The organism is Kitasatospora sp. NPDC056273 (assembly GCF_042268845.1).
In the GTDB taxonomy this organism is placed as follows: domain Bacteria; phylum Actinomycetota; class Actinomycetes; order Streptomycetales; family Streptomycetaceae; genus Kitasatospora.
The window spans coordinates 1-13,868 of record NZ_JBHJSJ010000046.1; the positions used below are offsets into that span (position 1 = coordinate 1).

The window sequence follows — 13,868 nt, forward strand, 5'->3', positions numbered from 1 at the left end:
GGGGGGGGGCCCCGCCGGCGGGCGGGAAGCTGCGCGGGATCGGCCAGGCACCCGGCGCCGGCCCGGCGGGCGCGGCGGGCGCGGCGGCGGGCGGCGCGGCCTGTACGGGCTGGGGGGCCTGCGCGGCCGGTACGGCGGCGGGCTGGACCGGCGCGGGCGCCACCGGCACCTCGGCCACCGGCGCCACCGCCATCGGAGGCGTCGCCGTCGGAGCCGCCATCGGCATGCCCCCGGGCACCGCCATCGGCGCGGCGAACCCGCCCGCGGACGCCCGTCGCTCCAGCTTGTCCATCCGCGCCTGCAACGACAGCTCGTCGCTGTACGCGCCCGGCAGCATCACCCGGGCGCAGATCAGCTCCAGCTGCAGCCGGGGCGCCGCGTTGCCGCGCATCTCGGTCAGCCCGGTGTTGACCAGGTCTGCGGCCCGGCTCAGCTCGGCCGCGCCGAACGCGTCCGCCTGCGCCTGCATCACCGCGACCCGGTCGGCCGGGGCGTCGATCAGCCCCTTCTCCCCCGCGTCCGGCACGGTGGCCAGGATCACCAGGTCGCGCAGCCGCTCCAGCAGGTCGGTGACGAAGCGGCGCGGGTCGTGCCCGCCCTCGACCACCCGGTCGATCACCTGGAACACCGTCGCCCCGTCGTGCGCGGCGAAGGCGTCCACCACCTCGTCCAGCAGCGCGGAGTCGGTGTACCCGAGCAGCGCCGTGGCCATCTGGTACGTCACGCCGCCCTCGCCGGCCCCGGCCAGCAGCTGGTCCATGACCGACATCGAGTCACGCACCGACCCGGCCCCCGCCCGCACCACCAGCGGGAACACGGTGTCCTCGACCTGGATCCCCTCCCGGCCGCACACCTCCGCCAGGTAGTCGCGCAGCGTGCCGGGCGGGACCAGCCGGAACGGGTAGTGGTGCGTCCGGGACCGGATCGTCCCGATCACCTTCTCCGGCTCGGTGGTCGCGAAGATGAACTTGAGGTGCTCCGGCGGCTCCTCGACCACCTTCAGCAGCGCGTTGAAGCCGGCCGAGGTCACCATGTGGGCCTCGTCCAGGATGAAGATCTTGTACCGGCTGTGCACCGGCGCGAAGAACGCCCGCTCGCGCAGCTCGCGCGCGTCGTCCACACCACCGTGCGAGGCGGCGTCGATCTCGATCACGTCGATCGACCCGGGCCCGCCGGTCGCGAGGTCCCGACAGGACTGGCACTCCCCGCAGGGCGTCGGCGTCGGCCCCTGTTCGCAGTTGAGGCAACGGGCCAGGATGCGCGCGCTCGTCGTCTTGCCACAGCCGCGCGGCCCGCTGAACAGGTACGCGTGGTTGACCCTGTTGTTGCGCAGGGCCTGCTGGAGCGGAGCGGTCACGTGCTCCTGCCCGATGACCTCCGCGAAGGTCTCGGGGCGGTAGCGGCGGTACAGGGCTAGGGACACACCCCCGACGATATCGGGACGGACCGACAAACGCGTCGCCCCTCACCCCGCCGACCGTCCCCGACCGGCCCCGACCGGGCCCCGGGAACGCAAAGACCCCTCGCGCACCCGCCAGAGCCCTCTTACCCTTGCTGCCTTCCGGCCCTGGGGGGGTTCAGAGAGATGACGCCACACGAGGGGCTGACCCCCACAGTACCGGATCCCCGCCCCAACGATCCACAGGCCACCCCCACCCTCCCGCCTGCGGGACAGGTGGTCGCGAGCACCCCGAAACATGTACTAAGCTCTCCCACGGAGGATTCGCCTAGAGGCCTAGGGCGCACGCTTGGAAAGCGTGTTGGGGGCAACCCCTCACGAGTTCGAATCTCGTATCCTCCGCCGGCAGAAGGCCCGGACCGCTCAGCGGCCCGGGCCTTCGTCGTTGTCCCTCCACGGCCTCCGGCCCAGCTGTCCTCCCCAGGCCCCTTCACCGGGCTCCTCCGGCAGCAGTACCCGAACCTCTCCCTTGATCCGGTCGACCCCGGGCGGGCCACCGAGTCGCTGCACAAACTCTCGAACGTCCGACAGGCCGGCCGGAGCAAGCCGTTGCTCGACCCACCCTGATCGATTCGGCTCGAACAGGCGGGCACATGCGCGAGCGCCAGCCGGGGTACTACAAGCAGCCGGGAAAGAGCACCGAGCCTGCCATCGCCAGAGCCGTGATTCCCCTGGACTCCACGCGGCCCATCACCGATACCTTGCCCGAATTCGAGTGGAACAGCGCAGACCAACGCCCATCGAACAACTCTCCGGCTCCGCCCCAGCCCTATCTTCGGCCGGGCGCTGCTGATCGAGCGCGGTCATGCTCCTCCCCTCTCCCGCTATACCCGCCCGCGCATTGCGGCCGGGATCGCGGCGTCCGCCAGAGCGGACGCCGTGACTCCGCCCGCAGTTTGCGACCGAGAGAGCCGATAGACACTCATGTGCCCGCCAGGAATGGGGTCTTGCAATAACTTTAGCGTAGAGGAAGAGCGGGGCTCCGAACGAATCCACCCCCAGGGTCGCGGCATCACCTGCCCCAACCTTTCGATGCCTGCACCGGCGATCCACCCGGAACAACAAGCGATCTCGATTCCGAGCGATGCACAATCGAAGGGAAATGGCCGGAGTATTCCTGGTCTGGCTTGGTGCGACCCGGACCATCACGCCGGTTCCAAGGCCTTCAGGACCAGCTGCCATGGATTCAGCCTCGACCCCGGCGGCGCGGGCCGCCCGCCAGATGACGCCGCCCGCAGGTGTCAGACTGCCGTGATTCCCGCCCATTCCGAAATAAGCACCCACCTGCGATCACAGTCGATCAGAGTTCGCAGTACTTACGACAGGGCGCCCATTGAGATCGATCGTCTCTTTGCAAGAGTTGACTTAATTCACTATCTGACGACATCTGCCTCTAGCCTCGCCCCGAGGGAAGCGAGACGAACGGCCGACGAGCGCCTTCGAGTCGCGTAGATCTCTTCACCACGCTCCGAGAAGGAAATAGCACGATGGCCGATGAAGTCCGCACCAGCCCGCCCGTCTACACCGAGATCACCGAAGTGACTCCCGACAAGTGCAGCAACTGGATGAGCAAGAGGACATGCAACCGTGTCCCCCTGAAGCGATCCAATGTGGACAAATTCAAGACCATTCTGCGCAACGGCCAGTACCGCACCACGCACCAGGGATTCGCGCTCGACTGGCATGGCTGCCTGATCGACGGGCAGCACCGCGCCGCCGCGATCATCGAGACCGGTGCCACCGTGACCGCCCAGGTGACGTACAACCTCAACCCGGACACGTTCGCCGCGATCGACGGCGGCCGCATCCGCACCGCGGGGGACTTCGTCGCGCAGATCACCGAGATGAAGCAGGCCAACTCCAACGTATACGCGGCCGCTTTGAAGGTCCTCGCCAACCGCAGCGCACAGCTCCACTGGACCCGCTGGACCACCGGCCGACTGACGGCGGAAAAGCTGCAGGAGCTGGTGGTCAAATGGCCGATCGAGGAAGACCTGATCATCCGCATGGTGGGGAAGGGCAAGCAGTGTCACGCCAGCGCGACCGGGCTGGTCGTCGCCTACAAGATCATCACCGAGGAATGGCCGGAACCCGTGGCGAACTCGTTCTTCGACGGCATCGGTGAAGCCAGTCAAGAGTTCGTCGGCAAGGACCCCCGGGCCCTCTACACGAACACCATGACCAACGTGAACCGCGGGGTTGTCAGCCGGGACAGCGTGCAGCAGTCGGCCCAGGCCATCAAGGCCTTCAATGCCCTCGTCACGGGCGAGTCCATCGGCACCCTGAAGAAGATGAAGATGGGTGGCGTGAAGACCGTCATGGATCGGCGAACCGGCGAGGAGATCGAGCAGGAGTACCTCGCAGACCGGTACCCGGACGTCGTTCCGCAGACGCTCGACGTCAGTGACACGTGGCTCAGGGGTGGCGGTACGGACTGAGCACGGCCACCCCGCCAAAGGGCCTGGACCAGCCGGTGCGGACTTGGGCTCCAGGAGTCGTTACAACGCCCCAGTTCAGGGGATGCATTGGACTTCGGGATCCACGAGCGCCGGATGGCCCAGGCACCAGCACAGCCCGGGCATCGCCGCCGAGCCCAGCCCACAGCCCCTCTACGATCAGCCAGGAGATCCGCCGCAACCGCACCGACGGCGCCCGCAGGATCCTGTCGAAGCCGGAGTTTTCGGGATGCCGTCCAGGCGATGCCGGACGAGAAGTGGAGCCCGGAGCGGCTACGCCACGGTCAGCGGGCACAGCTCCCGACCGGCGACCATGACGCCGAGGCCGTCCGTGACGCCAGATGACCACTGCCCGAACTCTTCCGACACAGCTGAGGCTGTCCCTGACCTGAGATCAGGGCGGCGAGATGGACCGCCACCGGGAGTTCACCCTCGCCACCGACAACCCGATCTACTTCTGCGACATGGCCGGCCCTTGGCAACGCCGGCTCCGACGAGAACACGAACGGCCTGCTGCGGCGGCACTTCCCCAAGGAGACCGACCTCTCAGTCCACACCTCGGAGTGCCTGGCCTTCGCTGCCGACCATCTCAACCGCCCCCAGGCAAGGAAGACGCAGCAAACTCCGCGGACCCGGGAGTGCTACTCGTGTGGATCTGCCCTCTTGTCGACGAACTCCCCCAGGACGCCACACCGTTCGCCACCCCGACCCGGGAGGCAGAACTGCTCAGCGCACTCACGCTCGGGACCTTGTCCCCAATTGGTACACAGCAACGTATATGACGCTTCATCACATCAAGTAGACGAGGCGTACACCCATTCGAGAGGGCTTCACGGCCCATTCAACGGAGTTCATGACACCACCGTTACGCAACTGTTACGTGACACAACGAGCATGCCGATGAGTGATCAACCTGGACAAGTGAGCTTCATATAGCTCCGATGCGAACTTCATGTCGTCACACAGAGCGACTCGCTCACAGGCATCCCGACGGTGCCGATCGACCGCTCTTGCGGCCGCTCTTGAGGCACTGTCAGAATCTGAGCCGGGGGAAGACGTCACATGCGCATCAAGAGTTCCGCGTCAGCACTTCTCCCGCTCAAGGCGATCGGGCCCCAGTGCTGTCACACCGGGGCCCCTCCTCGCCACCATCGCATCCCAGCTCAGGAGGAAACTGATGGCGAAGCTCTTCGGCGCGCCCGCACGGGCTCACAGCCTGGCGACCAAGGTGGCTGCGGTCGCAGGCCTGGCCACCGTTGTGGCCCTCGGTGTGGCCCCGCTGGCCAGCGCCAGCGGCACCAGTGGCAAGACGAATGGATGCTACAGCACCTGGGGAACCACGGGGACCAACGGGCACTGCTACCCCGTCACGGCCGACGGCAACTTCCGAGTCTCGGCCGACTGCAACCTCGAGCCCGATGGCTCCAGCGGCTGGAGCTACTTCTACAAGAACGCCAACATCGGCGGCTTCGGTCAGTACGACTGCACCTTCAAGATCAACAGCTCGTGGGTGGAGTACTCCGGCGGCTGAGTCGAACCGGCGCGGAGCGGGCCCCGGTCCGGGTCGCGCCGTCAGTGAACCGTGGGCGCTCCCGGTGTGCCGGGAGCGCCCTTCCCGTACGTGGAAGGCGAACATGGCGCCCATCGCCAGCTTGTCATCAGTGATTCAGGGATACGGCAGCCGCACCGTACTGTCAGGAATCGACCTCGCGGTACACCAGGGGGTGCTGGGACTGCTCGGCCCGAATGGCGCGGGCAAGAGCACCCTGCTCCGCACCCTGGCCACCGCGACGCCGCCGCGCTCGGGCAGCGTCACCGTATCCGGGACGACGGTGACCAGCGAACGCGAAGCCCGCGTGGTTCGCCGTCAGGTCGGCTACCTTCCACAGGACTTCGGCTTCTACCCGTCATTCACGGTGCAGGACTTCGTGGAGTACTGCGCCTGGCTGCGCGGCGTCGCGCGCGGCGAGGCCCGCGACGCCACCAGACGAGCCATCGAAGCCGTCGGGCTGGCCGACCGGGCCGGCGCCAAGATGAAGTCGCTCTCCGGAGGCATGCTGCGCCGGGCGGGCATCGCCGCCGCCGTCGTGGGCGAGCCCGCGGTGCTGCTCCTCGATGAACCCACGGTCGGCCTCGACCCCGCCCAGCGTCTGGAGTTCCGCACCCTGCTGCGGTCGCTGCCGGACACCGCGATCGTGCTCTCCACCCACCTGGTGGAGGACGTGGCCGCGGTGTGCGACCGCGTCGTGGTGATGCAGGACGGCCGTTTCGTGTACGACGGCACCCCCGAAGATCTGGCGGGCCAGGCCAGCGCGGATGCGCCCGGGGACAGTGAGTTCGAACGCGGTTACATGGCCGTGCTACGGAGTGAGGTCGGCGCATGATCCGCGTCCTGCTCATGGAACTGCGTCGCTCCCCGCTGCGTTGGTGGCTGCCGGCACTCCTGCTGATCGACCTCGCCGCCCTCTTCGGCCGGAGTCGGTCCTGGATCGGGGTTTGGCCCGAAACCAGCGTCGCCGCCCAGGTACCCTCCTTCTACTTCGGCCCCGCACTGGCCGCGGCTGCGGCTTGGGCGGCCGGCCGCGAGGGCCGCGGCGGCGCGATGCCCGCCACCCCCACGTCGACCAGGCCCCGCTTCCTGCCCGAGCTGCTCCTGCTGACCGCAACCCTGGTGTACGGCACCGCTGTGTACGCGTGCGGAGCCCTGGTCGCGGCCGCCGTCAGCTGGTCGGAGGCGGGTCCCGGATTCCTGTGGCCGGGATATCTGGTCATCGGCCTGACCGTGATGACCGGGTGCGCTGCCGCAGGACAACTGGTGGGCAAGACGATTCGTTCCACCTTCCTTGCACCCTCGGTGGCCGGCCTCGGCAGCCTGGCTGTCCTCGCGTGGGTCGGCAGCCCACACGCCTTCGGGCTCTTCGTGCTCTCCGGGAGCCCTCAGGCGCAGGCTGCGCCGGCCGCGGTCGCACTTCGTGTGGGGCTCGCGCTGGCGGCGGCAGGACTGGCATTGACACTGCCGGACTGGTGGCAGGCCCGACGGTCGGTCCTGTTCAGGGCACGGTCGGGCCTCGCCGCAGTCGGCTTCGGCGCCCTCTTGGTGGCACTGGTGGCAGCGGCACCGCAGGCGGGCAGGGTGCAGGTGTCACGGAGCGCGCCCGCGCAGCCGCTGTGCACCACCACAACGCCGAAGCTGTGCATCTGGCCCGAGGAGCGCAAATACCTTCCGAAGCTCGCCTCGCTATCGGACCGGATCGCCCTGCTGCCCGCCGGACTGTTCGTCGTGCCCGACGCCTTCTACGAACAAGGGCTGCGCGGACCGGCCCACCAGTACACGGACTTCCCCATCAGTGAGGGCTCGGTGTGGACCGTGGCCGAGAGCATCTCGATTCAGATCCTCAGCGCGACTGCCCCTCCACGGTGCAAGAACCTGACGGAGGCGAACACCGAACGCATGGTGAAGGCCTCGTGGGAGCTCGGGAGGTGGCTGAACGTGACCATCACGGGCGGGCCGCAGCCGGACGACGTTCACGGTGGCCCGCCGGGCCTCGACACGGCCTCGATCGACCAGCTGGCAGGTGCGCCGCAGGCCGAGCAGATCTCCTGGGTGAATGAACGCCTGAGCGTCCTGCGGGAGATGCCCTGTGCATGAGCCCCGCCATTCGGGTGGAAGGTACCTCCGGTTCGCCCACGCACTGCGCTATGCGCGCAGTCGCCGCCTGCACGTGCTGGCGCTGAGCCTGCTGGCGCTCGCGGTGATGGAGGCCATGTGGGGATCGATCGGACTGGTACTTCCAACGGCCCGAACGGGCGATGTGGACGTGCCGTTCCGCCGTGAACTACCACTCGCTTACGCGGCGTTGGCAGTCAGCAGCCTTCACGGTCCGATGGAGGGCCTCGAGGCCGTGGCGGCCGGGTCGCTGCAGCGGATGCGGGCACTCCACCTCATCACCGCCGCAGTGCTGTCCGGGGTGGTGGTCGGTGTGCTGGAGGGCAGGCACGGTGGCGTGGCGGTCGGTGTGGTGGCGGTACGGGCCCTGGCGGTCTGGCTCGGGATCGCCGTGCTCTCCGGCCTCTGCATGGGCTGGGCCCTCGGCTGGGTCCTGCCCCTCGCGACGGTCTTTCCGCTGAGTTATTTCGGCAGCAGCGCCGATCCGCAGTGGTGGGACTGGAGCAGGGGCGCGCCCGGCGACACGGCCGCGAACCTGATGGCGGTCGCCGCGGTCCTGCTGGTGGTGGTCGGTCTGCTGTCCACTCCGTGGCGCCGGCGACGTAGGTCACCACGACGGCGCGGCGCCGTCTGACGCGAATCTGCAAGCGCTCGAGGCGCGGCCCGACGCGCGGGCGCCGACAGCGCGCAAGGCCGGTCAGGACTCGCCCGGTCCCGGACGGGCACTGCCGAGGAGAGCTGGACAGCGTATCGGAGCAACCACTCGCGAGTTCGAATCTCCTCCGCCTGGCCGAAGGCCCGGACCGCTGAGCGGTCCGGGCCTTCGGCGTTCCTCGGGGTCGCAGTCGTGCGCCGCTTGCCGTCGTGCCGCGAGTGGGCACCGGACAGACGCCGGAGGGCCGCGGGTCAGGCCGCCCGGCCGGGGGCCGGGTGGGACGCGCCGGCCGGGCGGAGCCGGCGGCGGACGGCCCAGGCGGCTGCCGCGAGGGCGAAGCCGTAGACGGAGACGAGTCCGTGGCCGTTCTCCTGGGCGATCCACATGGCGAGGCCGAGGGCGGGGACGCCGGCCGCCAGGGCGAGCTCCTTGGGGAGGCGGGTGCGGGTGAGGAAGGCCAGGGCGAGGGTGGCGCCGAGGAAGTAGGTGGCACCGGAGCTGCCGGCGAAGTTGCGGGGGTCGGTGCTGGGGCCGCCGCCGAGGCCGAGCAGGCTGTCGACGCGGCCGGGCAGCAGGATGCCGGCGAGGAAGAAGCCGAGGGTGAGCGGGCCGCCCCAGTACCACTGGGCGAGGGCGGCGACGGCGGCGAGGGTGACGAGGTTCCACAGGCCGCCGAAGAGGCCGCCGTTCTGCATGAACACCGAGGTGAACTCGCGCCACCAGCCGGACTTGGCGGGGTCCGCGTCGAGCGCGTCCATGGCGCCGGACCAGAGCAGCTGGAGCAGGACGCCGCCGACGGCGAGCGCGGTCAGGGCGACCGCCGTCCATGGGAGCGGCCGTCCGCGCAGGGTGTCGCGGCCGACGACGCCGAGCCCGCAGTTGACCATCATGACCATCAGCGCGGCCGTGGTCACGTTGAAGACGATCGCTCCCATGTCTGGCCCTCCCCCCGGTTCCGGCATTTTCCAACGCCGTTCGAAAACCTGATGACGCCAAGCTAGCACAGTTTTCGAACAGTGTTGGAAAACGTTGTACGGTGGACCGCATGAAGCTCACCAAGGAGCGCATCGTCGATGCGGGCATGGCCGTCTTCGCGGAGGTCGGCTACCAGAACCTGTCCATGCGCCAGGTCGCCGACCGCCTGGACGCCCACGCGGGCAGCCTCTACTACCACGTGCGCGGCAAGGACGAGTTGCTCGCCCTGATGGCCGACCGGGTCTGCCGCAGCGCGTACGACGCCGGCACCGAGGCCCTCGCCGCCCTCCCGCCCACCACCACCTGGCAGGACCGCGTCGAGGCCCAGGCCGCCGCCCTGCGCCTGAGCCTCAAACAGCACCCCGGCGGCGCCCAGCTCCTCGCCGAGAGCCCCGGCGTGCTCAGCCCCGGCGCCCTCTCCCTGATGGAACGCCTGCTGCGCACCCTCCTCGACGCCGGCCTCCCCGCCGACCACTGCGGCATCGCCGCCGACACCCTGCTCAGCCACGTCACCGGCTTCGTGCTCCAGGAGCAGAACCAGCCGGCGGCGCCACCGCCCGTCACCGCGGAGCAGTACGCCGAGCTGTGCGAGCGGTTCCCCCTGCTCATGGGCCCGTTGATCCCGCGCGTGGGCCAGGACGAGAAGTTCACCCGGAGCGTCCGCCTGCTCTGCACCGGCTTCGCGGCGCTCTCCTAGCGGCGCCCTCCCGGGCGAGGCGGGCCCGGACCCCTGGCGTCCCCGCGGGACCCCGCTGGGTGAACTCCGCGCGCCAGGCGATTCGACCACGACATAACTTCGCGTTATGAGACTTCACTCTTCGCGCATCAGGTTCTGGGGGCAGGCCGGCCTGGTCGCCGCCGCCGTGGTGGTGCTCGGCGCCACGGCGGCGGGGGGCGCCGTCGGCCGAGCACCGTTCCTCGGGCCGCTGAACACCGTGTCCCCGGTCGCCTCGACCGTGCCCGCGAACGGGGACGTGAACCCGTACGGCACGTTCGTGATCCGGCACAGCACGGGCAGGCTGCACCGCGGCAACGTCCTGATCAGCAACTTCAACAACGCGCAGAACCAGCAGGGCACCGGGACCACCCTGGTCCAGGTGAGTCCGGACGGCGCTGTCAGCACGTTCGCCCAGATCGACCCGGCGCACCTGCCCGGGCCGTGCCCCGGCGGGGTCGGGCTCTCGACGGCGCTGACCGTCCTGCCGGGCGGCTGGGTCGTGGTCGGCAGCACGCCCACCACGGACGGCACCTCCGCCACCGTCCAGGCCGGCTGCCTGCTGGTGCTGGACAGCAACGGAACGGTCCGCGAGACCATCGCGGGCGACGGCATCGACGGCCCGTGGGACATGACGGCCGTCAGCTCCGGCGACCGCGACGAGCTGTTCGTGACCAACCTGCTGAACGGCACGGTCGCGGGCGGCGGGGCCGAGGTCGACCAGGGCACCGTCCTGCGGATCACCCTGTGCCGGCCGGGCGGCGCACCGCCGCAGCGGATCGCGACCACCCGGATCGGTTCGGGCTTCGGCCAGCGCACCGACCCGGCCGCCCTGGTGATCGGCCCGACCGGCGTCGGCCTGGGCCACGACGGCACGCTCTACGTGGCGGACACCCTCGCCAACCGGATCGCCGCGATCCCCGACGCCGTCCACCGCGTCTCCGACGCCGGCACCGGCACCACCGTCAGCACCGGCGGCAACCTCAACGGGCCGCTCGGCCTGGCCGTCGCCCCCGGAGGCGACGTCCTCACGGTGAACTCCGGCGACGGCAACCTGGTCGAGACCACCCCCGCCGGCGACCAGGTCGCCGTCCGCACGCTCGACGACAGCGGCACCCCGCCCGGCGCCGGCGCCCTGTTCGGGCTCGCGGTCGACCTCGACCGCGACGCCGTGTACTTCGTCGACGACGCCACCAACTCCCTGAACGTCCTGCACTGACCGCCCTGCCGCGGGTGCTGCTCCCGTACGCTCCCGTCCCCGAGGGCCCGGACCGCGACCACCGACCGCGGCCCGGGCCCTCGCTGTCTCCCGAACCGCCCGCCGGTGGCTTCGCCGTGCGGCCCGAACCGCCCGCCGGCACACCGTGTTTGCCATGCTTGAGCCCCGGCCGGTTCCGACCTGGGACGGCGTCCGTCCTCTGTGGTGAGGTGTTCCCCATCGGCAAGACAAGTGGATCGACCCTGGTCGCGTGGCTGCGCGGCGCCGACGCGGCACAGGTGATGCGGGTCCTGGCCTCGCGCCCGGACGCCGCGGTGGAGCCGGAGCCGCGATCGGTCGGCGAACTGGCGGACCGGCTCCAGCGCCCGGCCTCGGTCGCGCTGGCGATCCCCCGGCTCACGCTGCCCGAGCTCCAGGTGGCGGAGGGCGCCGCCGCGCTGGCGCCTGCCACCCGGGACGTACTGGCGAACCTCCTCGACGCGACGGACGGGGAGCGCGCTCACCAACTGGACGCGGTACTGCGGGAGTTGGCCGATCGCGCGCTGGTGTGGCCGGGCGGCGACGGGCGGCTGCACGTGGCGGCGCCGCTGCGGCAGGTGTGGGCCGCACCCCTCGGGTTGGACGCGCCACTGGCACGGCTGCTCGCGGACACGACCTCCACCGATCTGGGCCGCATGCTCGCCGCCGTCGGCATCACGTCGACGGGCACCAAGCAGAAGCGGCTGGCCGCGCTGATCGACCACCACGGCGATCCGGACCGGGTCACCGCGCTGGTCGCCAAGGCCCCCGCGGCTACTCGGAAACTCCTGGAGCAACGTGCGCGGCAGGCACCGGAGCGGTCGGCCCGCATCCTGTACGGCCTCCCGCGGCCGGATCCCGGGCCGGGCGAACGGTGGGCGCTGGAACGGGGGTTGCTGATCCGGGACGGGCGCTGGTACGGGCCCGCCCGGATGCCCTCGGAGGTGGCCCTCGCGCTGCGCGGCACCGGCTGGCACGCCCCGTTCACGCCCGTCCCGCCCGCGGTCCGGACGCGGCCCGTCACCGGATCGGCGGTCGACCGGGAGGCCGCCGCCGCGGCGATGGCGTTCGCCGCCCACGCCTCCTCCGTCCTCGCGGCGTGCGCCGCCGCTCCCCCGGCCCGGCTGAAGTCCGGCGGGGTCGGAGCCCGCGAGCTGTCCCGGCTCGGCAAGGCCGCGAAGTGCGACGACACCGTGGTGCGCATCGCGCTGGAGTCGGCCGCCGCGGCCGGGCTGCTGGCCCGGGACGGCGACCGGGTCGCGGCGACCGAGGCCTACGACGGCTGGGCGGAGGGGGAACCCGCCGACCGGCTCGCCGTGCTCCTCCGCGCCTGGTGGACACTGCCGCTGACCCCCGGCGGGAGCCGCGACGAGGAGGGGAAGGCGCTGCCCGCCCTCACCGGAGCCCCGCCCCGCGGGGGCTGCGTCCAGGCCCGGCACGGACTGCTCGCCTCCGCGACGCGGCTCCCGCCGGGTGAGGGGGCGACCGACCCGGCGGACCTGGGGGCGCTGATCGCGTGGCAGCGCCCGCTCGTCGACCAACTCGCCCAGGACGCCAGCCCGTTCGCCACCCTGGTCCGCGAATCGGAGCTGCTCGGCGTCCTCGCCCTCGGCGCCCTGTCCCCGCTCGGGGCGGCCCTGGACGCCGACGGCCCGGACACGGTGGCCGCCGCCTGTCGACGGCTGCTGCCCGCCTCCACCGGGTCCGCCCGCTTCGGCAGCGATCTCACGGCCGTGGTCGCCGGCACGCCCTCGACGCCCCTCGTCACGCTGCTGGACTCCGTCGCCGACCGGGAGGCCACCGGTACGGCGTCGGTGTGGCGGTTCAGCCCGGACAGCGTCCGCCGCGCCCTCGACGCCGGCCAAACCGCCGACACGCTGACGGCCGACCTCGCCGCCACCGCCACCGCCACCGCCACCGCCACCACCACGGAACCGCTGCCACAACCGCTCGCGTACCTGATCCGCGACACCGCGCGCGGCCACGGCCGGGTGCGCGTCGTCTCCGCGGCCTGCGTGATCCACGGCGCGGAACCCGCCCTCCTCGCCGAACTGGCCGCCCACCGCAGGCTCGCCCCGCTCGGCCTGCGGCAGTTGGCACCGACGGTGCTGATCAGCCGGACCCCGCCGGACGAGACGCTCGCGGCCCTGCGGTCGGCGGGCTACGCCCCCGTCGCCGAGGAGCAGGACGGATCCGTCCGCATCGAGCGGACCCGGCGACACCGGGCAACGAACCCGCTCCCGACCCCGCGCCGACCCGCCGGCCCACGGCGGAAGGCCGTCCGCGTCGCGGGCGCCCGGACCGCCACCGACCTGGCAGCCGTCGCCGCCCGGCTACTGGCGGCCCCGCAGGAGGCTCCGGAGCCCGACCCCGACGACGGCCGCCCCTACGCCAGCGACACCGAGGAGATCATCGCCGGGTACGCGCGCAACCTGTCCTTCACCGACGTCCGCCAACTGGCCCACGCCGTCAACGAGAAGCAGCCGATCACCGTCGAGTACACCGCCACCTCGGGCAACACGACCGTCCGCACCCTGAGCCGCCTCGAACTCGACGCGCCCTACCTCCACGCCTGGTGCCACCTGCGCGACGCCGAACGGGTCTTCACCCTCTCCCGCATCCACGGGGTGATGCCCTCGTAGCCGGGCCCCCGGCCGGCCGGTGTCCGATTCGTTCAAGACCGGGTGGGGCGGGGGTGCCTAGC

Annotated in this window: 10 protein-coding genes, 1 tRNA gene and 1 other RNA gene; 9 read left to right on the plus strand and 3 right to left on the minus strand. The window is 71.1% G+C overall.

Features of this window, described 5'->3' with window-relative positions; translation table 11 throughout:
* A partial coding sequence (locus ACFCY1_RS30885; protein ID WP_375876714.1) for a DNA polymerase III subunit gamma and tau occupies window positions 1-1,423 on the minus strand: 1,423 nt, incomplete at its 3' end.
* A gap of 91 nt (window positions 1,424-1,514) precedes the next feature.
* An RNA gene (gene ffs, locus ACFCY1_RS30890) (signal recognition particle sRNA small type) lies at window positions 1,515-1,605 on the minus strand.
* A gap of 111 nt (window positions 1,606-1,716) precedes the next feature.
* Here ffs and ACFCY1_RS30895 point away from each other — a divergent pair.
* The 6 genes from ACFCY1_RS30895 (at window position 1,717) to ACFCY1_RS30920 (ending at window position 8,216) form a co-directional block, all read left to right on the plus strand.
* Window positions 1,717-1,801 (plus strand) — tRNA-Ser (locus tag ACFCY1_RS30895).
* Between the two features lie 1,145 nt (window positions 1,802-2,946).
* A complete protein-coding gene (locus ACFCY1_RS30900) occupies window positions 2,947-3,897 on the plus strand; it encodes a hypothetical protein (RefSeq protein ID WP_375876715.1) in 951 nt (316 codons plus the stop codon).
* 1,195 nt (window positions 3,898-5,092) lie between these two features.
* Window positions 5,093-5,446 carry a hypothetical protein gene (locus ACFCY1_RS30905; RefSeq protein WP_049652311.1) on the plus strand — a complete coding sequence of 118 codons (354 nt, stop codon included), beginning with the start codon at window positions 5,093-5,095 and terminating at the stop codon, window positions 5,444-5,446.
* A 103-nt stretch (window positions 5,447-5,549) separates the two neighbouring features.
* Entirely contained in the window at window positions 5,550-6,299 is a 750-nt protein-coding gene (locus ACFCY1_RS30910; RefSeq protein ID WP_375876716.1) for an ABC transporter ATP-binding protein, read from the plus strand.
* Entirely contained in the window at window positions 6,296-7,564 is a 1,269-nt protein-coding gene (locus ACFCY1_RS30915) for a hypothetical protein (protein ID WP_375876717.1), read from the plus strand. The genes ACFCY1_RS30910 and ACFCY1_RS30915 overlap by 4 nt, the downstream gene beginning before the upstream one ends.
* 73 nt (window positions 7,565-7,637) lie before the next feature.
* The gene (locus tag ACFCY1_RS30920) at window positions 7,638-8,216 is read left to right on the plus strand and encodes a hypothetical protein (RefSeq protein WP_375876718.1); all 579 of its coding nucleotides are present in this window, start codon (window positions 7,638-7,640) and stop codon (window positions 8,214-8,216) included.
* Between the two features lie 272 nt (window positions 8,217-8,488).
* Here the strand turns inward: ACFCY1_RS30920 and ACFCY1_RS30925 are convergent, their stop codons facing one another.
* Window positions 8,489-9,172, minus strand: coding sequence for a hypothetical protein (locus ACFCY1_RS30925; RefSeq protein ID WP_375876719.1), 684 nt, complete (start codon window positions 9,170-9,172; stop codon window positions 8,489-8,491).
* A 110-nt stretch (window positions 9,173-9,282) separates the two neighbouring features.
* On the opposite strand from ACFCY1_RS30925, the gene ACFCY1_RS30930 reads away from it, so the two are divergent.
* The 3 genes from ACFCY1_RS30930 (at window position 9,283) to ACFCY1_RS30940 (ending at window position 13,806) form a co-directional block, all read left to right on the plus strand.
* Window positions 9,283-9,909, plus strand: coding sequence for a TetR/AcrR family transcriptional regulator (locus ACFCY1_RS30930; protein WP_375876720.1), 627 nt, complete (start codon window positions 9,283-9,285; stop codon window positions 9,907-9,909).
* Between the two features lie 106 nt (window positions 9,910-10,015).
* Entirely contained in the window at window positions 10,016-11,146 is a 1,131-nt protein-coding gene (locus tag ACFCY1_RS30935) for a hypothetical protein (RefSeq protein ID WP_375876721.1), read from the plus strand.
* 209 nt (window positions 11,147-11,355) lie between these two features.
* Entirely contained in the window at window positions 11,356-13,806 is a 2,451-nt protein-coding gene (locus ACFCY1_RS30940; protein WP_375876722.1) for a helicase-associated domain-containing protein, read from the plus strand.
* Window positions 13,807-13,868: the final 62 nt, after the last annotated feature.

What these genes read in the sequence shown, in the direction of transcription:
- ACFCY1_RS30915 (WP_375876717.1), top strand. Translation starts at nt 6,296, where the DNA reads ATGATCCGCGTCCTGCTCATGGAACTGCGTCGCTCCCCGCTGCGTTGG.
- ACFCY1_RS30910 (WP_375876716.1), top strand. Translation starts at nt 5,550, where the DNA reads ATGGCGCCCATCGCCAGCTTGTCATCAGTGATTCAGGGATACGGCAGC.
- ACFCY1_RS30900 (WP_375876715.1), top strand. Translation starts at nt 2,947, where the DNA reads ATGGCCGATGAAGTCCGCACCAGCCCGCCCGTCTACACCGAGATCACC.
- ACFCY1_RS30905 (WP_049652311.1), top strand. Translation starts at nt 5,093, where the DNA reads ATGGCGAAGCTCTTCGGCGCGCCCGCACGGGCTCACAGCCTGGCGACC.
- ACFCY1_RS30935 (WP_375876721.1), top strand. Translation starts at nt 10,016, where the DNA reads ATGAGACTTCACTCTTCGCGCATCAGGTTCTGGGGGCAGGCCGGCCTG.
- ACFCY1_RS30930 (WP_375876720.1), top strand. Translation starts at nt 9,283, where the DNA reads ATGAAGCTCACCAAGGAGCGCATCGTCGATGCGGGCATGGCCGTCTTC.
- ACFCY1_RS30925 (WP_375876719.1), bottom strand. Translation starts at nt 9,172, where the DNA reads ATGGGAGCGATCGTCTTCAACGTGACCACGGCCGCGCTGATGGTCATG.